This window comes from Acinetobacter sp. CAU_H_S139_7 (assembly GCF_058599305.1).
Map to the genome: position 1 here is coordinate 222,170 of NZ_CM178651.1, position 23,697 is coordinate 245,866.

The 23,697-nt window shown below is 40.0% G+C and carries 18 protein-coding genes, 1 tRNA gene and 1 pseudogene; 13 read left to right on the plus strand and 7 right to left on the minus strand.

Annotated features, from left to right (window positions below):
* Positions 1-33: 33 nt before the first annotated feature.
* The 9 genes from AC4MC0_RS01005 (at position 34) to AC4MC0_RS01045 (ending at position 14,064) form a co-directional block, all read left to right on the plus strand.
* Complete coding sequence (locus AC4MC0_RS01005) at positions 34-264, plus strand: helix-turn-helix transcriptional regulator (RefSeq protein ID WP_491887226.1); 231 nt, start codon at positions 34-36, stop codon at positions 262-264.
* Between the two features lie 369 nt (positions 265-633).
* Positions 634-2,142: a hypothetical protein gene (locus AC4MC0_RS01010; protein WP_227556774.1), complete on the plus strand. Its 1,509-nt coding sequence runs from the start codon at positions 634-636 to the stop codon at positions 2,140-2,142.
* Entirely contained in the window at positions 2,133-4,193 is a 2,061-nt protein-coding gene (locus AC4MC0_RS01015; RefSeq protein ID WP_227518643.1) for a hypothetical protein, read from the plus strand. Before AC4MC0_RS01010 ends, AC4MC0_RS01015 begins: the two co-directional genes overlap by 10 nt.
* Before the next feature lie 12 nt (positions 4,194-4,205).
* The gene (locus AC4MC0_RS01020) at positions 4,206-4,898 is read left to right on the plus strand and encodes a hypothetical protein (protein WP_078389510.1); all 693 of its coding nucleotides are present in this window, start codon (positions 4,206-4,208) and stop codon (positions 4,896-4,898) included.
* Positions 4,899-5,334: 436 nt separating this feature from the next.
* Positions 5,335-6,510: a Fic family protein gene (locus AC4MC0_RS01025; RefSeq protein WP_491887227.1), complete on the plus strand. Its 1,176-nt coding sequence runs from the start codon at positions 5,335-5,337 to the stop codon at positions 6,508-6,510.
* 151 nt (positions 6,511-6,661) lie between these two features.
* Positions 6,662-8,995, plus strand: coding sequence for a type I restriction-modification system subunit M (locus AC4MC0_RS01030; RefSeq protein WP_491887228.1), 2,334 nt, complete (start codon positions 6,662-6,664; stop codon positions 8,993-8,995).
* A complete protein-coding gene (locus AC4MC0_RS01035; RefSeq protein WP_491887229.1) occupies positions 8,995-10,383 on the plus strand; it encodes a restriction endonuclease subunit S in 1,389 nt (462 codons plus the stop codon). Before AC4MC0_RS01030 ends, AC4MC0_RS01035 begins: the two co-directional genes overlap by 1 nt.
* Complete coding sequence (locus tag AC4MC0_RS01040; RefSeq protein WP_491887230.1) at positions 10,380-13,646, plus strand: type I restriction endonuclease subunit R; 3,267 nt, start codon at positions 10,380-10,382, stop codon at positions 13,644-13,646. The genes AC4MC0_RS01035 and AC4MC0_RS01040 overlap by 4 nt, the downstream gene beginning before the upstream one ends.
* A gap of 112 nt (positions 13,647-13,758) precedes the next feature.
* Positions 13,759-14,064, plus strand: a complete 306-nt coding sequence (locus tag AC4MC0_RS01045) for a hypothetical protein (RefSeq protein ID WP_176538391.1) — start codon at positions 13,759-13,761, stop codon at positions 14,062-14,064.
* Positions 14,065-14,112: 48 nt separating this feature from the next.
* Here AC4MC0_RS01045 and AC4MC0_RS01050 read toward each other — a convergent pair whose 3' ends face one another.
* The 3 genes from AC4MC0_RS01050 to AC4MC0_RS01060 form a co-directional block, all read right to left on the minus strand.
* A complete protein-coding gene (locus AC4MC0_RS01050) occupies positions 14,113-14,637 on the minus strand; it encodes a hypothetical protein (RefSeq protein ID WP_321104508.1) in 525 nt (174 codons plus the stop codon).
* A 232-nt stretch (positions 14,638-14,869) separates the two neighbouring features.
* Positions 14,870-16,066, minus strand: coding sequence for a tyrosine-type recombinase/integrase (locus AC4MC0_RS01055; protein ID WP_491887231.1), 1,197 nt, complete (start codon positions 16,064-16,066; stop codon positions 14,870-14,872).
* Positions 16,067-16,251: 185 nt separating this feature from the next.
* Positions 16,252-16,342, minus strand: a tRNA-Ser gene (locus AC4MC0_RS01060).
* Positions 16,343-16,463: 121 nt separating this feature from the next.
* Here AC4MC0_RS01060 and AC4MC0_RS01065 point away from each other — a divergent pair.
* Entirely contained in the window at positions 16,464-18,341 is a 1,878-nt protein-coding gene (locus tag AC4MC0_RS01065; RefSeq protein ID WP_279043872.1) for a potassium transporter Kup, read from the plus strand.
* 59 nt (positions 18,342-18,400) lie between these two features.
* Here the strand turns inward: AC4MC0_RS01065 and AC4MC0_RS01070 are convergent, their stop codons facing one another.
* On the minus strand, positions 18,401-19,009 hold the full coding sequence (locus tag AC4MC0_RS01070) for a hypothetical protein (RefSeq protein ID WP_279043873.1): 609 nt from the start codon (positions 19,007-19,009) through the stop codon (positions 18,401-18,403).
* A gap of 257 nt (positions 19,010-19,266) precedes the next feature.
* Between AC4MC0_RS01070 and AC4MC0_RS01075 the strand changes: the two genes are divergently transcribed.
* Positions 19,267-20,355 (plus strand): DNA/RNA non-specific endonuclease, encoded by a 1,089-nt coding sequence (locus AC4MC0_RS01075; RefSeq protein ID WP_491887499.1) that lies wholly within the window; start codon positions 19,267-19,269, stop codon positions 20,353-20,355.
* 76 nt (positions 20,356-20,431) lie between these two features.
* Positions 20,432-20,677 (plus strand): hypothetical protein, encoded by a 246-nt coding sequence (locus AC4MC0_RS01080; protein WP_078389518.1) that lies wholly within the window; start codon positions 20,432-20,434, stop codon positions 20,675-20,677.
* A gap of 90 nt (positions 20,678-20,767) precedes the next feature.
* Here the strand turns inward: AC4MC0_RS01080 and AC4MC0_RS01085 are convergent.
* A pseudogene (locus AC4MC0_RS01085) lies at positions 20,768-20,941 on the minus strand (aquaporin); the annotation flags it as partial.
* Positions 20,942-21,072: 131 nt separating this feature from the next.
* Positions 21,073-22,074: an AraC family transcriptional regulator gene (locus AC4MC0_RS01090; RefSeq protein WP_114836350.1), complete on the minus strand. Its 1,002-nt coding sequence runs from the start codon at positions 22,072-22,074 to the stop codon at positions 21,073-21,075.
* Positions 22,075-22,184: 110 nt separating this feature from the next.
* Between AC4MC0_RS01090 and AC4MC0_RS01095 the strand changes: the two genes are divergently transcribed.
* Complete coding sequence (locus AC4MC0_RS01095) at positions 22,185-22,823, plus strand: hypothetical protein (RefSeq protein ID WP_005401394.1); 639 nt, start codon at positions 22,185-22,187, stop codon at positions 22,821-22,823.
* A gap of 344 nt (positions 22,824-23,167) precedes the next feature.
* Here AC4MC0_RS01095 and AC4MC0_RS01100 read toward each other — a convergent pair whose 3' ends face one another.
* Complete coding sequence (locus AC4MC0_RS01100) at positions 23,168-23,563, minus strand: hypothetical protein (RefSeq protein ID WP_491887232.1); 396 nt, start codon at positions 23,561-23,563, stop codon at positions 23,168-23,170.
* Positions 23,564-23,697 lie beyond the last annotated feature (134 nt).

Genomic DNA, 23,697 nt, shown 5'->3' on the forward strand with positions numbered 1-23,697 from the left:
GTTGCTCGTCACCATGAGATAGGAGTACATATCATGAATGCATTCACAGGCCAGACTTTCCAGATGAATAAAATTATTAACATTAAAGATCTTGTCGAATTTACGAGTATTAGCCGAGCTAAGATCTATGAAATGATTAATAAGAAATCAAAATACTATGATCCTACTTTTCCTCGACCTGTACGTTTAAGTGAATCCCGTATCGGCTGGTCAGCTTGGGAAGTGCACCAATGGATTGAAGATAAGTTAGAGAGTCGTGAATAAAAAGCGTGGAATTCTACTAAAAGTTGGATTTTTTATTAAACTTGATATTGAGAGGAGTAGCTATTCTGAATGTAGTTACTCCTTTTTTCTTATTAAATAGTTTGTTAGGTCGAGCCCCACGAAAATATGATTTGCTCAGTGTAAGCCATTTTGCATTATATCTAGCTTAAACGTTAGGTCATTAATATGTTCTATTAGATTTCTTATGAATAATTTTTTTTTGAAAAATCAATAAAAAAGTAAAATTGTGTGATGGAGTTAATGTTAAATTTTGTTTATTATCTGTGTGTTTTATGTGTGAATAAAAGATCACTTTAAAATCTAATAAAGAAATTATAGATGTAACTAGAAACTTTAATGAAGAGGGAAATGATGAAAAAGGCTTTATTGACACTATTGTGTTTGGGCGTTGTTCAAATGAGTAATGCTGAAATCATTAAAGTGAATGGGGAAGGGGTTGCACCTGTTATTAAAAAAGATTTAAACAGTACACGAAATCAAGCATTTAATAATGCAAAAAAAGATGCTGTGATTACTCTGATTAAACGTATTAATGGCCCTCAAGCCATGAACGAAGCGAATCAATATTTAGATGATATTGTAAAACAAATCGATAGCAGCTACGTGTTAAACCGAGGCAGCAATACCAATAGTAACAATGAGCTAGTTACCCAAGTTAGTCTAGAAATGGATGATCAAGAATTTCGTTCAATTCTCAATGATTTAGGGCTGGCGAAGAAAAGTAGCCGAACGAGTCCAATTATGATTGTAATGGATGAATATTTTGGGGTACCAAAAGATAACTCAAAACCTGTTAAAGAGTTCACATCATATTTTTCTGATCGTAGTTATAGCTATGATGAAGATGCGAGTTACAAAGCTAGCGAAAGTGCCAAAGCCAGTGCTTCAGATTCTTATTCTTCAAAAGGACGTTCAGCTGCTGCATCTGGTTATGCTTATGATAATTACTATGGGGCGGGTGTTGGTGTTTCCGCTCGTTCAGCAAGCCATAATAATTCAGGTAAATCAGCTTCTTCAAGTAGCTACAACGCTAGTGAATCAGCTAAATACAGTCAATCCGAACGACAAAATGATATCCAAAGCTTTGTGAAATATGTGGAATATCAGACTCCAAGTACTAAAGCTGAGCGTGATAATCAAACCTTAAATTCAATTGCGAGTTCTGCTTCACGTTATGATTTGCGGTTGCTCGATTCTGACCGTTTTAGAAGTCAGTATTTGAATGGTCGGAGTATGTCGATTCAGCAACTGATGAGTGATACAGAGTTGAATAAACTCGTAATCGCTGCACGAAAAGAAAAAGCCGATTGGTTTATGGCGGGTAGCTCTTATATTTATGATCGTGGTCGTTCGAGTGCTACTGGGCAATTTGTCTGTGATGGTGCCGTTAGCTTCAAAATTTATTCAGTCGATGATTCAACTTTGATGGGTGGTGAAACCCGTACAGAATCTTCGACAGGTGCGACTACAGATTCTTGTCGTACGAATGTTGCTAAGAAACTTGGCGAATTGGCCGTTAGCCAAGTAGGGCCACAGATTCTGGGTTATGCAAAAAATCGCACTATGTATGGTAAAGAAATTACCATTTTTGTGAAAAGTGTTTCTGGCAATGTTTCTTCTCGTTTAGGTGATGATTTATACATTGCCTTAGATGAAATGGATGGTGCAGAAAATATCGATATTCGCACTCAGGATGGAAAATTGGTCGAAATGACCATGACTTATAAGAGTGAGAAACCTGTTAGTGCAGAATTGGCTAAAGCACTACGTAAAGTAAATCCAACTCTATCAAGTGCTGAGCGTTTACAAGCTGGCAATACGATTACGCTTTGTATTGGTGGTACACAATGCAAATAAAGTTAAAAGCTTTATGTTTAGCTATGCCGATGCTTGTTTCGGCATGGGCAAACGCGAATATTCAAATCTACCCATCGAAAGGAATTTTTGGGCTAGAGCAACCTTGTCGTAATGATCCTAGCAAATACGAAGCGAATGGGTCTTCAATTGTATGTGACTTCAGTCAAGCGATTGACAATGAAAGCATTCGTAAACAAGTTGAGCAACTTTTTGTACAAAGTTTAAAGCAAGGTTTTAATGAACAGATAGTCGATACTATTTCACAAAAAACGAAAAATCGTACTTATATTGCATCACTAGAAGTTTTACGCGCAAGTGAATACATTGTGAGGAAGGATTCTACCGCCGAGATTTTTCTTCCAGTGACCTTAAGTCTCAAACTCACCAATGTGTTATCTGGAGAGGTTATATATAGTGACAGTAAGACCTTGTCACAACCTATTCAGGTACTTGCTACAGAGATTGATTCCAGCGTAACCAAAACAGCAATTAAGCAGAAATTTCAAAGTACTTTGTTGATGCTAACGCAACAAGTGACTCAAGAATTAAAATCAAAACTTAAAGTTTCTGAAATAGAAACTCAAGTGATTGATCAGTGGAAATCTTATCTGGTTTTAGATAAAGGCTTTAAGCAAGGGATTGCTGCACAAGATGAGCTCAGTTCAGCAGATGGTGATTTGATTCGTGTAGTGCATGCAGACAGTGATTATGCTGTGGCTGTACCAGTGTTGATGCAGAGCAGTAGTAAGCACTTTAGTAAAGTTTCAAACAATACACGACAGGCTATGAATAAGCCCAAAGCTTTGGTGGTCGATGTGCTGACTTATCAAGGCGAATCGAAAGATTTAATCGAACAAATTTTTTCTGATGCAGTGGGTGAGCAAGCCTCATTTACTTTAACACCAGTCAATCGGCGTTATAGTGCGATGGCACAAAGTATTAGCGAGCAAACTGGATTAGCGCAAAGTGAAGACATTAACCAACGTGAATTACCTGAATTTTTCATTCGAATAAATGTCATCCCTGTAATTGCTTATCAGCAACAAATTGGAAAAATAACTCAGCAACAGGTTTTTCATAGTGAAGTCTTTGCTGAAATGATTGATCGTTCTGGCCGGGTAATTTACTCCGCACATGCGACCGATGATATCAAAGATGTGATTTCAGATGGAATGGGATTTTCTCTCGAGGCTCGTAAAGAAGTTGTATTGAAAAATGCACTTTTGAAATTAGGCCAACAATTTCAAAAAGGGATTCAATTTACTCGTTCTGATTTAAAAGTCTCTGGTTCAAGTGGTCAGAACATAGTTATTGATGATGCTGGAGAGCGCTTAAGTACAGGAATGAAAGTCCATGTTTATCATTCAGATAAAGCAGCAGGGCGTAATATTTTAATTCCTACATGGGAAGCGACTGTTTTAGAGCGCCAAGGCACGAAAGTTAATGCGCAATTAGATTTTCCAGTGAACAGCATTGATCGTTTACCTGTGCGTTCAGGGGACAGCGTTTTGCTTGATAGCTCTGCCCCAGTGGGAGATTCAAAACAATCTCGTGTCTTATGTTTAGGACTGCATACTGAGCAAGTTGGTGAAATTCCATTTTATGGTTTTGGTCCATTGATTTATCACGCTTTTACCAGTCAATCAAAACGACCATTCTATGCGACAGGTTCAGGCTTTAAAGGACAGACTTTACTAAAAGACTCAGTGATCGCCATGACTGAAAATGCAGGGTTTAAAAAAGATATGAAAGTTAACTTTCATATTCCAACAGATGAATGCTTACAGCCAGTGCTTAAGCTCGAAGTGAAACAAGACAGTATTCGATGTAATGCAGACAAAAGTAATTGTGATGCCACATTAGTTATGGCTAGTGGGGCGCGCAGATTTAACCAAAAGGCTGAAAAAATAGGGGCTTATGGTTTGCAACAAGAAATTGGATTGAAGGGTATTGATTATCAGCATCGTCATGAAATGTATAACATTCAGATGTTTGAGGCTTTACCAAAAATTTTAAATCAAATCGTGCAAAAAGCCGATTCTTCACAATAGGGGTAACAGGGTATGAAAAAAATTGCGATTGTTTTAGCAGCAACTGCTTCAATAAGTGCATCAGGTGTCTATGCGGGTTTTGGATCGTTGAGTAATCTTTCGTCATCATTATCTGAATCTGTAACTGGCGTATCTTCTTCAAATATGGACCTCAATGGTTTTTTCACGCAGGCTAAAGCAACAAATGCAATGTTTATTCAGAGTCGTACGGCTTTAGCTTCATTGCTTGCAAGTAAGCAGGATTCAGATGAATTAAAAGCAAAACAGAAAAGCTTGAAAACGACCTCTGACTTGAAAGAAAAAGAAGCAATTCAAAAACAGATTGTTGCATTATCAGACAGTGTTTTAGAAGCTTCACAAAAAGATGAGGAAGCAACTGTAGCTAAACTTTCGGCACTGAATGCTGAGCAGAAAAAACATTTATTGAATTCTGCAACTAATTTTGCCATAGCAAGCCTAACTGCTCGCGAATTAGCTGTAGGAGCTAAAAAGGTGAGCACCAGTTTAATTGCAAATCCAAGCAGCCTAACTAATACAGGAATGTCTTTAGTTGATGCTAAAGGTATGGTTGGTGATATCACAGGTATTGCTAAAAATTCAACGATGGCTTTGGTGGAATACCCGAAACTGTTTAAAAAAGCGGGTATCGAATTTAAAGTCCCAACAAGTTCGTCAGAAAAACCAAAAACTCTTAGTGATATTTAAAAAAGATTGTTTTGGATTAATCGTTAAATTAATTAAAGAGCCTATTGAGTAGGCTCTTTTTTATTTTTATACCCTTGTGAGCTTTCGATTATTAAGCAACAGTTAGCCCTTGCTAAGAGGTTATTAATAAAGCTATTGAACAGTTAAACAAGCATATCCCAGAAATAAACCAGACAATTGATGACGGCGTTGATCTAAATCGTAATTTATGCTGCTCCGAGTAGGAAACTGTAAAATAGTAAATAAAGTACATGTAGTCCATTGATATCCTTTTATTTGTTATATATAGCTCATCTCAATAATTTTTATAGCTGCAAAAATAGCGGCAAATATTTTTGTTGAATTTACTTATGTTTTTGATATATATGAGTTTATATTTTTTTATTTCGGCACAAATACCCTATACTAATGCTAGTTGTTTGTGGATGTCGTTAAAGTGGATATTACCCCTATAGCACGTGTGTACTCACCTGAGCTTGAAGAGAAATTATTAGAAATAGCTCGTTTAGATGCGCAATTGAATGCTACTGTGCCTGTCACTATGCGTGAGTCGGTAGAAGGTTTACTTCGAGTAGTGAACTCATATTACAGTAATAAAATCGAAGGTAACCCGACTAAGCCAAGTGAATTGATTGCATTGGTAGATGATTCAATCGAACATAAATCGAAAGGGCTTTTGGAAATTAAGCGTCATATTGAAGTTCAAGTAAAACTTAATTTTGAGAATAATCCTCGCGAAGATGTTACGAAGCAAGATTTTATAAAAGCAATTCATAAAGCTTTCTATGCTGAATGTACTCCTGATGAGCTTTTGGTTTCATCCAGCGATAACGCTAAGTTTTATGAAATTGAGCCAGGCGAATATAGGGCTACGGATGTTGTTGTAGGACAGCACAGACCCCCAAAACCAGATTTAGTGCCTACCTACATGAGTTGGTTTGCGAGTGCTTATAAAATTGAATATTTGCATGGCTTAAGTAAGTACTACGCCATGGCTGCATCGCATCATCGCCTTGCTTGGATTCATCCATTTTTAGATGGGAATGGACGAGTAACCCGTTTATTCACCGATTGCTTTATGCGAGGGATAGGTTTGAAGAGTTATGGCCTATGGTCAATGTCTCGGGGTTTTGCTCGATCGAGTGAGCAGTACTATCGTTACCTATCGATTGCTGATAGACCACGACAAGGTGGAGAAGATGATCGTGGAATCCTATCTGATGCGGGTTTAGTAAGTTTTACTGAATATTTTGTGGATGTCGCAATTGATCAAATGACTTACTTCACCAGTCTTTTAGAGCCTTATAAGCTGGAAGAAAGAATCAATGTTTATTTCCAATTGCGCTTTAATGGTGGCTTGTTTGACAGTAAAGGCAAGCCATTAAAAAAACTACCATTGGAAGCGAAAGATATTTATAAAACGCTTTTATACAATGGCCCACATACGCGTAAAGAGTTACAAGATAAGTTGCAAGTGAGTGAACGGAAACTAAGGGATATCATCAGTGAAATGGCGAAAGATCACCTGATCTTTGCTCCACCTAAAAGGCCTTTACAAGTTCGCTTATCACCACATGCTGTTGAGGTTTTATTTCCTTATTTATTTCAATAGCTCTAAAGGGCATAATGAATAAACGATCAATAACGTCAGCACGACATGTACTGACGTTATTTTTTTTATCTATAGAAAATCTATGCTTATTTCAGGCACAATCAAACTAATTTAAAAATGCTATAGCTTTCACGCTTTGGAAATTGCTGGTATGTCGAATAATAATTTTTCTCAAGTTGCAGCCTTCATTTGGTCGGTTGCAGATTTACTGCGTGGTGACTTTAAACAATCGCAATATGGACGTGTCATTTTACCGTTCACCTTGTTACGTCGCCTAGAGTGCGTGCTTGCTGAAAGTAAAGCAGCTGTTGTGGCAGAGCATGAAAGAATTCAGCTGTTGAACCTGCCTGAAGAAGCACAAGAAAAGTTCTTATTACGTGCCACCAATGAATTGGCATTCTTTAATACATCGCCTATGGATTTAGGCAAGATGGGTCAAACCGATATTAAAGCCAATCTCAAAACCTATGTGCAAAGTTTTTCTAAAGATGCACGTGAGATTTTTGAGCATTTTAAATTCGATGAATTTGTCGGTTTACTCGATGATGCAAACTTACTCTATAAAGTCGTCAAGATGTTTGCCACAACTGATCTCAGTCCTGAAGCTGTTTCTAACCATGAAATGGGTTTAGTGTTTGAGGAACTGATCCGTCGTTTTGCCGAAGGTTCGAACGAAACAGCAGGAGAACACTTTACCCCGCGTGACATTGTTCGCTTAACCACATCACTGGTATTTATGGAAGATGATGAAGCCTTAAGTAAAGAAGGCATCATTCGCACCATATACGATCCAACGGCAGGTACGGGTGGTTTTCTATCATCAGGGATGGAATATGTACTGGAGCTCAACCCGAATGCGGTGATGCGTGCTTTTGGTCAGGAGTTAAACCCTGAGTCTTATGCCATCTGTAAAGCAGACATGTTGATTAAAGGTCAGGATGTGAGTCGAATTAAACTTGGCAATACTTTATCTAATGACCAGCTCTCACAGGATAAATTCGATTACATGCTGTCCAATCCGCCTTTCGGTGTGGACTGGAAAAAGATTGAACAAGAGATTAAGGATGAACATCAAGTCAAAGGCTTTGATGGGCGTTTTGGTGCAGGCTTGCCGCGTGTGTCGGATGGTTCTTTACTATTCTTGATGCACCTGATTAGCAAAATGCGTAATCGTGATCAAGCCAATGATCAAGGTAGCCGGATCGGGATTATCCTAAATGGTTCACCATTGTTTACTGGTAGTGCAGGCAGTGGTGAAAGTGAAATCCGTCGTTATATTTTAGAAGCTGATTTGCTGGAAGCGATTATCGCTTTACCGAATGACATGTTCTATAACACCGGAATTGCCACCTATATCTGGGTACTCAGTAACAAGAAAGATACCGAGCGTAAAGGTAAAGTACAGCTCATTGATGGCAGTAATCTGTACAGCAAAATGCGTAAGTCTCTCGGCTCTAAGCGTAACGAGATGAGCGAAGATGATATCAAGACCATTATCCGCAGTTTTGGTGACTTTGAAGTGATGGATGCACGTACACTGGATAAACCCGCTGATGTTAAGTCTAATCGTGGTCGCCAGTCTGCCAGTCCAAAAACAGAAACTGCCAAAACCTTTGCCAGTAAAATTTTTAACAGCTATGAATTCGGTTATCGCCGCGTGACCATTGAACGTCCATTGCGTTTATCGGCACAGATTACGGATGAGGCGATTGCTTCTTTACGTTTTGCACCGAAGCCATTTAATGCGGTGATGCAAAGCATTTATGAGCAGTTTGGTACGACATGGACAGATGCATCCACAGACCAAAGCTATGGTGATTTATCCGAGGTTGCGCTTGAAGTGCGTGCCTTGATTAAAGCTGAATATCCCGAGCTGAAAGAAAAAGACATTAAAGATGTACTGGATAGTAAAATCTGGTTATTCCAAAAAGAACTGATGCACAAGGCTCAAGCCTTACAAGCGCACATTGGCACGGCGCAAAGTGACGACTTTAACCAGTTTGATGAAAGCTTAAAGCAGGCCTTTAAAGCCACAGACATCAAGCTCGACAGCAAAGAGAAAAAACAATTCCTCGATGCCATTACTTGGAAAAACCCTGAAGCAGAACCTGTTATTAGTAAAGTCGTAAAAGGTGCTGAAAACCCACTCTATGGTCAATTTACTTACAACGGCAAAGTGATTGAGTTTGTACAGGATGGAGATTTGCGTGATGCGGAAAATATTGCATTGAATCCAAATGTAGACACCACCGATTTAATTGAGACTTACTTTAAACGTGAAGTTCAGCCGCATGTGCCGGATGCATGGATCAATGCTGATAAGCGTGATGATAAAGATGGCGAGATTGGCATAGTGGGTTATGAGATTCCGTTTAACCGTCATTTTTATGTGTATGAACCGCCACGTGATTTAGCAGAGATTGATGCGGATTTGGATGCGGTGAGCCGTGAAATTATGGCACTTCTGCAAGAGGTGCATTCTTAATGGCTAAATATGATAAATATGATAAATATAAAGATTCAGGTGTTGATTGGTTAGGTAACATCCCTAGCCATTGGGAGATTGTTCCTGTTGGTAGATTATTTATACGACTTAAAAGAACAGGGTTTCCTGATCAGGAGCTTTTATCTGTTTATAGAGACTACGGTGTAATTCCAAAATCAAGCCGTGATGATAATAACAATAAGCCTTCGGATGATTTAGGTCAGTATCAATTAGTTAATCCAAATGACTTGGTAATGAATAAGATGAAAGCATGGCAAGGCTCAATTGCTATATCTGAATATGAAGGTATCGTTAGTCCAGCTTATTTTGTTTATCAGCCATTAAGAAGCCTATTCAAGAGGGCTCTTCCGAAGTATGTGCATTATTTATTGAGAAATCCTCGTTATATCGCACAGTATTTAAGACAATCAAAAGGGATTCGTGTAAATCAATGGGATTTAGATCCAGAGGAGTTTCAACGTATCGAATTGGTATTACCTCCTAAGTCTGAGCAAAATCAAATTTTTAAATTTCTCGACTATGAAACCTCAAAAATTGACAGCCTCATTGAAAAACAACAACAGTTGATTGAACTGCTTAAAGAAAAACGTCAAGCGGTAATTAGCCATGTTGTGACCAAAGGATTGAATCCTGATGTGGCAATGAAAGATTCAGGTGTGGAATGGTTAGGGCAAGTGCCTGAGCATTGGATGGTCAGTAGGCTTAAATATATTAAATCTAAGGAAAGTAATGCTTTTGTAGATGGACCTTTCGGGAGCAACTTGAAATCTGAACATTTTATTGAAAATGGGGATGTTTATGTTATTGAGAGTAACTTTGCGACAACAGGCTACTTAGATCCTCAAATGCTTAAAACTATTTCTTTTAGCCATTTTGCAACTATTGAGCGAAGTGAGTGTAGAGAAAATGACATAATTATTGCAAAAATCGGTGCGCGATATGGAAGTAGTGCTATTTTACCTAAACTGGAGAAAAGAGCAGTTGTATCTGGAAACTCTTTAAAACTTACAGTTGATACGACAAACTGCGATATAAATTATGCACTTAATTTATTACGACATCTGAAAAATGAAGGGGCAATGGACGATGGTGTTAATGGTAGTGCTCAACCTGCATTATCTTTAGGAGGATTAAATAACATTGGTTTTCTAACACCACCGATTGAAGAACAAAAAGAGATAACAAAATTTATTTATAATAAGTTGCTAAGTTTTAATGGATTAATAGAAAAGGCAGCCTTTGCAATCCAACTAATGCAAGAACGCCGGACCGCACTTATTTCCGCAGCCGTCACTGGCAAAATCGACGTCCGCAACTGGCAAAATCCAAATAACAACAATGAAGCTAAAACGGAGTTTAGCGCATGAGTCTAGATGCAACCCGGGAAAATAATTTCCAAAATGACATGATTCAGCACATGCAATTCAACGGTTGGGTATTGGGTACAGCCAAACACTACGACCGTGAAAATGCACTGTATCGCGCAGACGTTCTAAACTTTGTACAAACGACGCAGCCTGAAGAATGGAACAAGTTTTGCCAAAACTATCCCATCGATTCAGAACAAAAATTTATTGATGCCTTGGTGATACAACTCAAAAAAGCCGACATCAATGCCACCGATCAAGCTTCACGTAGTTACGGCACCCTGGGCGTGTTACGTCATGGATTAAAAATCCGTAATGCCCGTTTTAAATTGTGTCAGTTTAAACCTGAGCATAATCTCAATGCCGACACCTTGGCACGTTATGAGCAGAATATTTGCCGTGTCGTGCCTGAGTTGGTGTATAGCCCATATGCCACTAAAGCAGAATTAGAAAGTACCGGTGTGCAAGCCAAAAAATGGCGCATTGATCTGGTACTGTTTATCAATGGCTTACCTGTCTCTACGCTGGAGCTTAAATCTGAATTTAAGCAGACTGTGCAAAATGCCATTACCCAATATAAAAAAACGCGTTTGCCTAAAGACCCTGATACCAATAAGCCTGAACCCTTACTGACCTTTAAACGTGGTGCATTGGTACATTTTGCCGTGAGTCAGTATGAAGTCTATATGACCACACATCTGGCAGGCGACAGCACCTTTTTCTTGCCCTTTAATAAAGGTACGCATGACGGCGGTGCAGGCAATGATGCACCTGAAGACCAAACTCGCTATGCAACCGATTATTTGTGGAATGAAGTTTTAACGCCTGACAATTTGCTGAATATTCTTGGACGTTTTGTTCACCTCAATATTGAAGATAAAGAAGATGCGGAAGGGCGTAAATACAAAAAAGAAAGCCTGATCTTTCCACGTTACCATCAGTGGAATGTCGTGACTAAACTGGTTCAAGATGCCAAAGATAATGGCACAGGGCATAAATACCTGATCCAGCACAGTGCCGGTTCAGGTAAATCCAATTCGATTGCATGGACAGCGCATCAGCTTTCCACCTTGTACGATGAACATGGTAATAAACAGTTTGATTCCGTGATTGTGGTGACGGATCGCACCATCCTAGATGCCCAGCTACAAGATACGATTTATCAGTTTGAACATGCCGATGGCGTAGTGGGACGAATAAACAATAAAGAAGGCGATGGCTCCAAGTCAGAGAAACTGGCAACGTCACTGGAAAAATCTCAACCGATTATTATTGTTACCATTCAGACGTTCCCCTTTGTACTCAAAGCCATTGAAAACAGCACCGCATTAAAAGAAAGACGTTACGCAGTCATTGCCGACGAAGCACATTCATCACAAAGCGGTTCAACGGCGCGACAACTCAAAGAAGTCTTGATGACTGAGAGCAGTGATGAAGATGTCATGCTGTCTTCAGAAGATATTTTAGATGCAACCTTGGCAGCGCGTCGTGCCAATCCGAATGTCAGCTATTATGCCTTTACCGCAACACCTAAAGCCAAAACCTTGGAATTATTTGGACGTTGCCCAAATCCTTTATTGCCACCGTCAGCAGAGAATAAACCTGAAGCCTATCATGTCTATTCCATGCGCCAAGCGATTGAAGAAGGCTTTATTTTAGATGTCCTGAAGAACTACACCAACTATAAAGTGGTGTATAAACTGACGCAAAAACTGGCAAGCAAAGACCATGAGGTGGATGCTAAAAAAGCCAAGGTGAAGGTCAATCAATGGGTACGTTTGCATGACCACAATATTTCACAAAAAGTAAAAGTGATCATTGAACATTTTAAAAAGAATGTGATGGGCCTATTGGGCGGTCAAGCCAAAGCTATGGTGGTCACCAGTTCACGTAAAGAAGCCGTGCGCTATAAACTGGCCTTTGATAAATATGTCACCGAACAAGGTTATCAGTCGATTCAAGCGATGGTGGCATTCTCGGGTGAGGTTGAGTTTAACGATTCAGATCCCAACAGCAGTACCTTGGTCGGGCAGAAATTTACTGAACACAACATGAACCCGAATTTAAAAGGGCGTGAAATGCGTAAGGCATTTGACAGTGATGACTATCAGGTGATGCTGGTAGCTAACAAGTTCCAAACGGGTTTCGATCAGCCGAAACTCTGTGCCATGTACGTGGATAAAAAACTCGGTGGGGTAGAGTGCGTACAAACCTTGTCGCGTTTAAACCGCACGTATCCAGGGAAAGCTGAGTCAGGCACTTTTGTGCTCGATTTCTTTAATGAACCCGATGAAATTTTAGAAGCATTTCAGCCATATTATCAAACCGCTGAACTGGCTGATGTCACTGATCCAGATAAGGTCTTTGAACTGTTTAACAAGCTCAAAAGCAACGGCATCTTTTTATGGTCGGAAGTTGAGCAATTTGCCACGGCATTCTTTAGCCGTAATAAATCCAATGCAGTACTGGCAAATATCTGTAAGCCTGCCATTGAGCGTTGGCAGCAGCGCTATAACACAGCGATTGCTGCATACAGTAAAACCAAAGACATGCTGGAACGCTGTAAACAAACGGGTGATGCTGTCTTGATTGGTAATGCAGAAAAGGATTTTGCTGAAGCTAAAAAGGCCAAAGATGAACTGGAAATCTTTAAAAAGGATTTAGGCACTTTCACTCGCTTTTATGAGTTCATGTCACAGATTGTGGATTATGATGATAAAGAGCTGGAGAAGCTGAGTCTGTTTGCACGTAACCTGAGACCAATGCTACGTGAAAATATCATCTTGGATGATGAAATTGATTTAAGTAATGTCGAGATGAGTCACTATCGCTTATCTAAGCTACGTCAGATTGATATTGAGTTACAAGCCAATAGTAACGAGCATCAGCTAGAGCCAAGTAATGATGTCGGTAGTGCGACTGCTAAGGATAAAAAGGAGGATTTTTTATCTAGCATTATTCATCGTTTAAATGAAGTCTTTGTGACGGATAAGCTGACTGATCAAGACATGATTAATTACGCAAATACGATTGCAGATAAGGTCTATGAGAACAATGGGGTGATGTCACAGATTGCCAATAATACACGTGAGCAAGCAATGCTAGGTGATTTCCCTCGTGCTATTGATGATGCCATTCTAGGCAGTCATGAAGCGCATAGAGAGCAAATGATGCAATTGCTTTCAGATCCATCTAAGGCACATATTTTTGGTCATTTGATTTTTGATATGTTGGCGAATCGTGGGCAGATGCCTTTGAGATAGCTTTAATGCTTTAAGTTTTTGAAACTATATAAAATGATATGAACTCTTTTCTTTATATCAAAATTTATGTAAGTTTCTATATTCATTTAATAAAATACATTTGAGGGTTTTTATGAAAAAAATAGCAGTGTTATTTTTAAGTTTTATTTCAGTTTCTGCTTTTGCCGCTACGACCACTTTTAAAGTAGTGCAGAATAATCCGAATAACTATGGGGAAGAATCGATTCAAATCAAAACGGATAAAGGGCAGTTGGCCATTTATGCTGTTAATCTCAAATTATCACACACAAAAATTTTAACTTCTTTGAAAAAAGGGGAGTGTGTTTCTATTACAACACCTGATCAATTAATTAAATATGATGGCTACTACTCAGTGGACCAAATAAATTCTGTAAAAAAAGTGGCTTGTTCTAAGTAACAAATAAAGGGAGAGGCTATAAGCCTCTCCCTTTTATTTGGCAGATACTTAGAAGTCATAACATGCTGTAGGTACTGTCCATTCAATTTGACCAATTGAATCATCGTAGGTAGCTTTTACATTACAAGAAGAGGTAACGTGCCCGCCTCTAATAACACCAACTTTAACATTATAAGTAGCTGATTTATCTTTACTATTTAGAAACCTTAAATCTTCTATTTCGGTTACTTGAAATAGGTCATCAGTTTCCGCAGCAGAATTAATTTCGTAATCTAAACTTTTAAGTTCATCAATTGAATAAATTACAGCAGCTGCATAATCTTTATATTTAGAAGCTTCTTTTTCTTTTTTGTATGACGCTAATGCTTGTTTAGTAGCGTCTTCACTTTTTACTTTTTGATTCTCCATAGGTTCTGATACGGGGTGGATGGTTTCAGAAGCCGCAGACTCTTCAACAACAGTAGCTGAGGAAGCCTCAACTTGATTCGATGATTGATTACTTGGTTTAGAGCAGGCCGTTAAAGAAACTAGAGAAAAAAGAATTACTGAAGTTTTAAAAATATTTGTTCTCATGGAGTTCTCAGGTTTTATATTTTAAGTTATTGATTGTAATATTTAAAAATAAATAAACAAAGAATATTTAAGCTTAAGGGATGAAAATTAAAATTCTTTATCAATAAATCTTTTCCACTGAATTATTGTTTTTTTTAAACTGTCTTAACTTTTTTCGTTTGGGGTGCTCTGTAGAGAAAGTTTTTTCAAATGAAAGTTAGTAAAGTTTATTCACTTAGTTGAGAGGAAGTCCTTAACCATATGTTCGTTTTGGAAAAGGCACTATTTTGTTTCTCAAACTATCAATAAAGTCTGACCATTCCTGCATCATCTTAGTTCTATATTCTAAATGTTGTGCATGGTTGTAGGCTTGAGAGACGGCATTTCCGACAGTATGTGCTAGCTGTATTTCAATTGCATCATGCATATAGCCTTGCTCATGTAGTGTAGTAGATGCAAGTCCACGGAAGCCATGACCAGTCATTCTTCCCGTATATCCCATGGTGCGAATCGCACTTAACAGAGCATTGTTGCTCAAAGGCTTAGCTGTACTGTGGTTATAAAAAACAAATTGCTTATTACCAGTAATGGGCTGTAACCCTTCGAGTAATTCAATAGCCTGCCTAGATAAAGGAACAATATGTGGTAACGCCATTTTCATCTTATAAGCTGGAATCCTCCATAAATGATTATCAAAATCAATCTCATTCCATTCCATGTTAATGAGCTCGGCAGTTCTTACAAATGTTAGAGTCATAAACTGTAAAGCTGTCTTAACCAAGATATTGCCGTGATAACGATCCATCCGTTCTAAGAAAGGCGGAAACTCAGAAACATCTAGGCGAGCCATATGTTTTACTTTACGTGGCTTGAGAGCTTCTTGAAGGTGGGGTGTAGGGTCATTCTCAATGAGTCCTTTACGGATCGCATAACGAAAAATACGCCCAGCTAAAGGAATAGAGCGTTTAGCCATCTCCTGAGCACCACGTGCTTCAATTTGCTTAGCACAAGCAAGGACATCTTTTCCTTTAATCTGATCAATAGGTATATTACCTAAAGCAGGGAACAGGTCTTTTTCAAATACAGACAAGTCACGTAAATATGTTCCTTCTTTAATGACGGCCTTACGATCTTCCATCCATTCCATAGCAAGAGCTTTGAAAAGAATATTTTCATCGATTTGTTGTTTCTTCTGTTTTTTATCTTCATTGGGATTAATCCCATCTTTAAGTTTTAATCGTGCTTCATCTCTAGTACGGCGAGCCTGAGCGAGTGTAATTTCAGGATAGGTCCCAATACTAAAAATGTTCTCTTTGCTATTAAAACGGAATTTCATTCGCCAATACATGCCACCTGAGGGTGTGACTTCTAAATACATGCCTTTTTCGTCAGAGTATCTGGCTTTTTTTTCTGATGGTTTTATATTTCTTATTTTTACATCTGTAAGCATGACAGCATGTCCTATGGAGTATTTGGGGGTATAAAAATAGGGGTATAAATACTTACCCCCATTTATACCCCCAATAGGTATAGGATTTCAATAGATGTTGTTAGATAGTATTAGATATAAAAAAGACTTAAACCATTAAGATTTAAGTCTTTTAAGATCCTATGAGATGCCATAGGAAGCTAATTTGGCGGTGAAAGAGGGATTCGAACCCTCGAAACGCTATAAACGTTTACACACTTTCCAGGCGTGCTCCTTCAGCCACTCGGACACTTCACCATGGCGGAGGATAATATCGAAAAACATAGCCATCGACAAGGTGAAACAATTGAATTCGAGCAAAAGTTTTAGCTCAATGATATGATTCGCAAAAATAGTGTCGATAATTGAAGACAAGCTTATGCAAAGTACTGCAAAAAAAGCCGCCTTGCCTGCGATGACCTTGGCAGCATTAGGGGTCGTGTTTGGGGATATTGGAACCAGTCCACTCTATGCATTGAAAGAATCCTTCCACGCTGCACATGGCTTGGGCATCACCCCTGCAAACGTATTGGGTATTTTGTCCATTATCTTCTGGACCATGACCATGGTTATTACCATTAAATATTCTGCAATTGTCATGCGTGCAGATAACAATGGTGAAGGTGGGATTATGGCTTTGCTTGCACTCAATTTGCGCAATACCAATTTTAGCCATCGGAAAAAATTACTGTTAATTTCGATTGGCTTTATTGGGGCGTCACTATTTTTTGGGGATGGGATCATCACCCCAGCCATTTCAGTCTTATCTGCCGTAGAAGGCTTATCCATCGCAACCGATGCACTTGACCCTTATATTGTGCCGATTGCAATTAGCATCGTCATTGCTGTATTTGTCATGCAAAAGTATGGGACGGCCTTTGTCGGTAAGTTCTTTGGTCCACTGACCTTATTGTGGTTCTTCTCTCTGGGTATTCTTGGGATTTCGAGCATTATTCAAACACCTTTGGTTTTGGGCATGCTGAGCCCACATTGGGCATTTCAGTTTATCGTGACCAACCCTTTAATGGCCTTTTTCATTATGGGTGCGGTAGTGTTGACCGTCACAGGTGGCGAAGCCCTGTACGCAGATATGGGACATTTTGGTCCTGTGCCGATTCGTTTGGCTTGGTTTATTGTGGTTTTGCCGTGTTTACTGCTCAATTATGCAGGACAAGGTGCATTGCTGCTGCGTGATCCGACTGCGATTGAAAATCCATTTTACCTGTTGGTGCCAGAGTGGGGCTTGTACCCAATGATCTTCTTGGCCACTATGGCCGCCGTTATTGCTTCACAGGCGGTAATTTCAGGCGTCTTCTCTTTAGCGCGTCAGGCTATTCAATTGGGTTATTTACCACGTTTAAATGTGAAGCATACTTCAGATTCGGAACAGGGGCAGATTTATGTACCTTTACTGAACTGGATATTGTTGGCATCGATTATTGTCTTAATTTTAATCTTCCAAACCAGCTCACAGCTTTCGCATGCCTATGGTCTAGCAGTCACCATGACCATGTTGTGCGATACCTTATTGATTGCGGTATTTATTCGTTATACATGGAAATGGAGCATGCCAAAATTGGTGCTGCTGATTATTCCATTCCTTGTTTTAGATTTGGTCTTGGTGAGTGCGACCTCACTTAAAGTATTATCGGGCGGTTGGGTTCCATTGCTGATTGGCGGTATTGCATTCATGTTATTAATGACATGGAAACAAGGTCGCGAGTTAACCTTTGCCAAGCTTCAGCAAGATACATTGCCACTCGATTTATTTGTACAAAGTATTGGTGATCAAGCCAATTGGGTTGAAGGCGAGGCGGTCTTTTTAACAGGAACGCCGACCGTTGTGCCACATGCCATGTTACACAATATGAAGCACAATAAAGTACTGCATCAAAAGAACATCATTCTCACAGTTAAAATTCAAGATGTTCCTTATGTGGAAGAGTCTGATCGTTTCCATGTTGAAACCATGAATCAGCATTTTTATCGTCTTGAATTGTACTATGGCTTTAAAGATGAAATGAACATTCCTCAAGCGCTTGAAGCGGTGTATCAAGCGATTGAATTGGAATATAACTTAATGCAGATCAGCTTCTTTGTATCGCGTGAACGGATTATCAGTACCGTGGGTGATGGTATGGCGCCGTGGCGTGAAAAGCTCTTTATCTCAATGCAAAGGAATACCAGTCCTGTGAGTGACTTCTATCAGATTCCACCAAACCGTGTGGTTGAGCTCGGTAGTCAGATCGAGATTTAAAACCTCAATAAAAAACCAGCATATATGCTGGTTTTTTTGGAGGATAAATCAGTGAAGTCTTAGTTCATTGGGTCATTTATAGGTGCCTCAGGCATCGCTTGGACAGGCTGTTCTGCTGAAGCATCAGGAAGTGCCTGTGCAGGAGCATCAGGTGATGGCAGTGAATCAGGCTCAACCGCATTGACGGGTGCCTCTGCTGATGAATCTAATTGAGGTGCAGCAGCTGGGGCAGCATTCATGTCTGCATTTGCCGTGGGTGCGACAGCATCATTTAACGCCGCTTCAGCTTGTTGTGCTGAGAGTTCTGCATTTGGTGCCAGCGGATGTTGCTCTGTTGGAGTCGCAGCGACTTGTTGTTGCGCTGTGGTATCAGGTGCGGCCTGTTGAACAGGAGCTTCACTCTGTTGTGCTGTTGGCGTCACTGCTTGGTCATTGGGTGCACCTTGGCCTACTGGGCTGATAGGTGCTGCATTTGGATCAAGCAATTTAATTTGCCCTGAGCTTACGAGTTCTTGAATAGAACCTGGTTGACCATTAACCGTAGTAGTGACTTTGGCTTGAGAGAGACTTTCTAAGGTATCACCCGGTTGGATCGGTGGCTCCGCGAAGGCTGAAGCACTTATCACTGTGCCGATTAAACCAAGAGAAGCTAAAATCTTAGAATGCATAAGAACTCCGTAAATTGCATGTATTATTTCGTTGAATTCATTTTTACCTTGGCATATTTTTTGAAGCGACAGCAATCAAAGATACGCAATCGCATCACGTTGCCGTAGAAAAACTCTACAAAAAAGACATTTTGTTACATGCAAAATCATCTAAATATGGCGTTTTGTTTAATTGTTATGCGAATAGAACTCGAGCGATATACTTCGTATACGCTGATTGTTAAGCTCGTGAAAAACCGATGTTTATTGTAGTTGTGATGGCGAAGAAGAAAAGTAGTTCAGGTAAGTCAGTCTTTAACATGTTTAATCAAAATGGCCTGAAAGTGATTTTAGGATTGGTGGCAACGGGAAGTTTTGCGATTGCCTTTGGTCAAGAAAAAATTCAGCAATACGTGTCTTTAAGCCCAAGCTCAAATTCAGCCTGTTTAGAACAATTTTATCGGGAAATTCCGCCTTATTTACTCAAAGAAAGTTTAAGTAAACACAGCTATGCACTGTGCTTTAACGGTTTTAATGTGATGTATTCGGGCGTTTCGAAAACACCTCTCTGGGTTGCAGAGGCCCTGACGCCGCAGCGCTTGAGCCAAAAAATTCCACGTGAAGATAGTTTTCACGAAGAAAATAATGTTGCAACCGAACATCGAGCGACATTGTCGGACTACCGTGGTTCAGGCTATGACCGTGGACATATGGCACCGAATGCTGATATGCCCAATAAAGCCGCACAATTCGACAGTTTTTCTTTGGCCAACATGGTGCCACAGGCCCCTAAAAATAATCAGCAAGTGTGGCGTGAATTGGAAGAAGCCACACGGGCGCTTGTGACCAAGCAAAAGCTAGATGTTTTTGTGGTGACTGGGCCAGTGTTTCACGGCAAAAAGCTCAAGACCATTGGTCAGGGAGTGATTGTTCCGAGTGCGGTTTACAAAGCGATCTATATGCCAAAAACGGGTGCAATTGGCGCTTATTACGCACCGAATGATAATTCACAGCAGGTAAAAATTGTCAGTGTCTGCTATTTGGAAGAGCAGTTGGGTGTGAATTTATTTCCGCAACTGACAGAAGAGCAAAAACGTAACACCTATAAACTACCGTTGACAGCAACTGCGGTAAAAGCCAATAGCGCAATTCAATACTCACATTGGGATGCGGAAAGTCAGTGTGCTGAGGAGGTTTCATCCGAGCAGCTCAAAGCCTTACAAAAAAACTTTAAATCGGGCTCTACTCAGTCGAGTAGTGGTAGCACCGTCACAAAGGGCACGGGTATTGGTGCGGCGGATCAAGATGCGATTGTTAAACAATTAGTCGACGTCTTATTGCAATATATTTTGCAGCTGTTACGTTAAAGTTCTAGGCAGTTGGATGTATAGACATTCGACTGCAGTGCCCAATGCCTGAAAAATAAATACGAGTAAAAATAAAATGTTTAAACCTTTTGTACAAGGCAACGAGTCTCATGCCATTCATGATTTGACCCTTGAAAATGACACAGACTGCGTCAGTATTTATGGCAATTTACAACTCACCAAAGACCAAGCTGGCCTAGCTGCGGCCAAAGCATTGCAGGCGTATCTGAATGCCATTGTGCAACAGCTTGAAAGTGAAGCTCAGCTTCCTGAGAAAATTGAACGTCCGCAGTCGGATGAAATTGACAATCCATTTTTATAACATAAGTCTATCTATGTTCCATGTGGAACAATAACAAACCCTACAGATTGTAGGCTTTGTTATTAATGGGGAGAGAAAAAATTAATCCTCGCCAGAGATATGTCTAAGTGCAAAGGCACCCGTTAAAACGGTTAAACCAAAGGCAAGTGCAACGCCAAGAAAGCCGATGCGCAACTCGGGAAAAGCTGCTGCAAAAATGGCACTGCCACAGCCTCCGAAGACCAACCAAAACGTTCCGATGAATTCAGCAAGATATTTATTCATAATGCGCTTTTTGTAGTTATTGATGTTTTATTCGCATAGAACTTTATATCTAACGAGAAAATACTCGTTTTTCAATCAATTTAACAAAAAAAGCATGACATCCTGATGACGTGGATTAAACAGGTCAGATTTTAGTGAAAATGCTGAATACGCCACTGCTGAGGTGTGACTTGTGTCCAGTGTTTAAAGGCACGTTGAAAAGCACTTTGTTCAGAGTAACTCAGCAACAGTGCAATTTCCTGTAAGCTGAGGTGTGGATCTTTTAAGTATTGCTCCGCCAAAATACGTCGAACTTCTTGCATCCGCTGTTGGTAGGTCGTGCCTTGTTGTTGTAAGTAACGTTGCAGCTGTCGGACTGAAAAATTCAGTTGCCGAGCAATATGTTCAATTTGATATTGGTTTTTTTGTAGCCCCGTTAAAATCGCATGCTGTAAGCGCTGGTCGATGTGGGTGGAGTTGGGAAGTTTTTCCAGTAAGGCTTCGGCCTGCTGTAAGAGCAGTTTTTGCAGGGTTTGATCACCTTGCTGAAAGGGCATGGATAATTCGCTGAGGGGAATCATCATCATAGGTCGGCTTTGAGAGAAGCGAACTTTACAATTAAAGTACTGCTCATACAGTGCCGTATTTTTCGGGGCAGGGTGAGTAAAATGAACCTCGCTGAGCTGGATGTCATCATGGGCGACAAAGTGCTTCATAAACTGAATGATCAGCGCCATTGCCACTTCATTGCTGAGTTGTGTGGTCAGTTCAATTGGCATCTCCACCCAACCAAAGCATAGATTTTCACCTTCAACTGCAACATATAGCGAGCTGCCATCATAAATGAGACGGTGAAAGTCATGATAACGGGTGAGCGCTTCGCCTAAATTTTCGCAGGACAGCGCAATATAGCCCAAAATGCCTAAATGCTTGGGCTGTACATACTTTGCAATCTCGAGTCCGAGCGCAGGGATATGCAGATGGCTGTCAAGATCATTCAGTAACTCTAACCACAGTGCATAATCAAAACGTTCTAAGTTCTGTGCTTTTTCAAGCTGTTCAGAAATGGGGTAGCCCACAGCTTGGCAATAGGCATAGAGTAAATGCCCCAGTCCACCGTAGACAGAACCTGTGTAGTCTTTGAAATGTTGCATTTATTGGCTCTATTGTTCTTGTCGTAATTTGTCAATGAATTTGAATGCTAGGGTCAATATTTAGCATAGTTTCCACATTATATTCAATCTGAATATAGGAGGAATTTGCCATGTGGAAGGGTTTTGTCGCAGGATTGGTGGTTGCCAATGCGTTTGAGTGGGTTGCACATAAATATATTTTGCATGGAACACACCGTGCTGGAAAGCCACGCTATAGCCCTGTGCCTGACAGCATGAAATCGCATTGGGAGCATCACCGAGAAGTACGGAAAACCACGTTTCACGATCATGGTTATGTTGAAGGTTGGAGCAACTGGCGTACCAAAAATGAAATCGTGTCACTCGCTGTCGTGGCGGGTGTATTTGGGACATTATTTTATCCTGTCTCCAAGGGCATGACTTTGTCTGTGTTGTACAGTGCAGGAAATTATTACTACATCCACCGCCGTGCGCACTTAGAGCCAGACTGGGCAATGCGTAAGATTCCTTGGCATTATGATCATCATATGAACTCTAATCAGGATGCCAACTGGTGTGTGACCAAGCCGTGGTTTGATTATATTTTAGGAACGCGGGTCATTTCCTCGTTGGATTTGCAAGAGCAAAATCCGTTGGGTATTGCTTTACCTCAAGTGGTGTCGGATAAGCTCACCCAGTGGGTCAATCAGGTCTTCCCTGCAAAATGGGTTAAGGCACCTGAAGCGATTCCACTGAACTCAGCGCAGACGACGGAAACGGTTGCAGGATAACTGAATAGGTATTTTTGTCGTGATTTGTCAATAATATTGGTATGTATTGTCAATATTTCGTCATTTGAACATTCTATAGTAAAGCTGTTGATGAGGTGAAATCATCTCATGAGCACTAGTACGTCATTTTTCATTTTCCAGTTTAACAAGACAATGTTGTAGTTATTCTAGGTTTATAGGGAGTCGCAAGACTCCCTTTTTTTTATCTCAAAAATTGAGAGCATAATTGCGGTCAAGAGCCAGCGAACATTCTAAGCTTTAATATCTGCTGCATAATAGAGGTGATAGTACTGTCCGACTTAGCATTAGCTCAGCTGTGCCGAAGTACAGCGTAATTGAGCCATTTAATTCGCCTGCTTTTTAAAGCCCGTTAAAATATAGCGATCCATTTCATCGGTATAGTCCGGGGAAAACTGAAAGCAAACATGCTCGTTGATGTTTAAGGTTTTGAGATCAGGGAAGCTTTGTCTGGCACGCGGACTATTGCTAAATAAAAAACCTTGTCGATCACTCTGAAAGTAAAACACTTTTTCAGTACTGATGTTGTGCCGTCGATAATGGGTGACCTCCGACCATTGTGTAAAAATACCACAAGCCCGAATTTGATCAGGTGCAATCAACGCTTTTTCATAATAGTGTTTAAACTGATATTTGCAGAAGCTGATATAGCTAAACAGGCATAAACCAAGGAGTAGCAGTACGGCCAGCATACCGAAAGGGTGGTCAGCATATTTCTTCATCAAAAGGATGAAAACAAAACAGATCAATAGACCACAAATAAATAAGATTAGTTCTAAGTGATACATTTTTTCTCATCTTTAAAATGATAAAAAGAGTACTCGAAAGCACTCTTTTCATAGGTTTTACGGTTATG

Excerpts from the sequence above, each read along its gene's own strand:
- AC4MC0_RS01005 (WP_491887226.1), top strand. The coding sequence starts at position 34 with ATGAATGCATTCACAGGCCAGACTTTCCAGATGAATAAAATTATTAAC.
- AC4MC0_RS01010 (WP_227556774.1), top strand. The coding sequence starts at position 634 with ATGATGAAAAAGGCTTTATTGACACTATTGTGTTTGGGCGTTGTTCAA.
- AC4MC0_RS01015 (WP_227518643.1), top strand. The coding sequence starts at position 2,133 with ATGCAAATAAAGTTAAAAGCTTTATGTTTAGCTATGCCGATGCTTGTT.
- AC4MC0_RS01020 (WP_078389510.1), top strand. The coding sequence starts at position 4,206 with ATGAAAAAAATTGCGATTGTTTTAGCAGCAACTGCTTCAATAAGTGCA.
- AC4MC0_RS01030 (WP_491887228.1), top strand. The coding sequence starts at position 6,662 with ATGTCGAATAATAATTTTTCTCAAGTTGCAGCCTTCATTTGGTCGGTT.
- AC4MC0_RS01035 (WP_491887229.1), top strand. The coding sequence starts at position 8,995 with ATGGCTAAATATGATAAATATGATAAATATAAAGATTCAGGTGTTGAT.
- AC4MC0_RS01040 (WP_491887230.1), top strand. The coding sequence starts at position 10,380 with ATGAGTCTAGATGCAACCCGGGAAAATAATTTCCAAAATGACATGATT.
- AC4MC0_RS01045 (WP_176538391.1), top strand. The coding sequence starts at position 13,759 with ATGAAAAAAATAGCAGTGTTATTTTTAAGTTTTATTTCAGTTTCTGCT.
- AC4MC0_RS01050 (WP_321104508.1), bottom strand. The coding sequence starts at position 14,637 with ATGAGAACAAATATTTTTAAAACTTCAGTAATTCTTTTTTCTCTAGTT.
- AC4MC0_RS01055 (WP_491887231.1), bottom strand. The coding sequence starts at position 16,066 with ATGCTTACAGATGTAAAAATAAGAAATATAAAACCATCAGAAAAAAAA.
- AC4MC0_RS01065 (WP_279043872.1), top strand. The coding sequence starts at position 16,464 with ATGCAAAGTACTGCAAAAAAAGCCGCCTTGCCTGCGATGACCTTGGCA.
- AC4MC0_RS01070 (WP_279043873.1), bottom strand. The coding sequence starts at position 19,009 with ATGCATTCTAAGATTTTAGCTTCTCTTGGTTTAATCGGCACAGTGATA.
- AC4MC0_RS01075 (WP_491887499.1), top strand. The coding sequence starts at position 19,267 with ATGGCGAAGAAGAAAAGTAGTTCAGGTAAGTCAGTCTTTAACATGTTT.
- AC4MC0_RS01080 (WP_078389518.1), top strand. The coding sequence starts at position 20,432 with ATGTTTAAACCTTTTGTACAAGGCAACGAGTCTCATGCCATTCATGAT.
- AC4MC0_RS01090 (WP_114836350.1), bottom strand. The coding sequence starts at position 22,074 with ATGCAACATTTCAAAGACTACACAGGTTCTGTCTACGGTGGACTGGGG.
- AC4MC0_RS01095 (WP_005401394.1), top strand. The coding sequence starts at position 22,185 with ATGTGGAAGGGTTTTGTCGCAGGATTGGTGGTTGCCAATGCGTTTGAG.
- AC4MC0_RS01100 (WP_491887232.1), bottom strand. The coding sequence starts at position 23,563 with ATGAAGAAATATGCTGACCACCCTTTCGGTATGCTGGCCGTACTGCTA.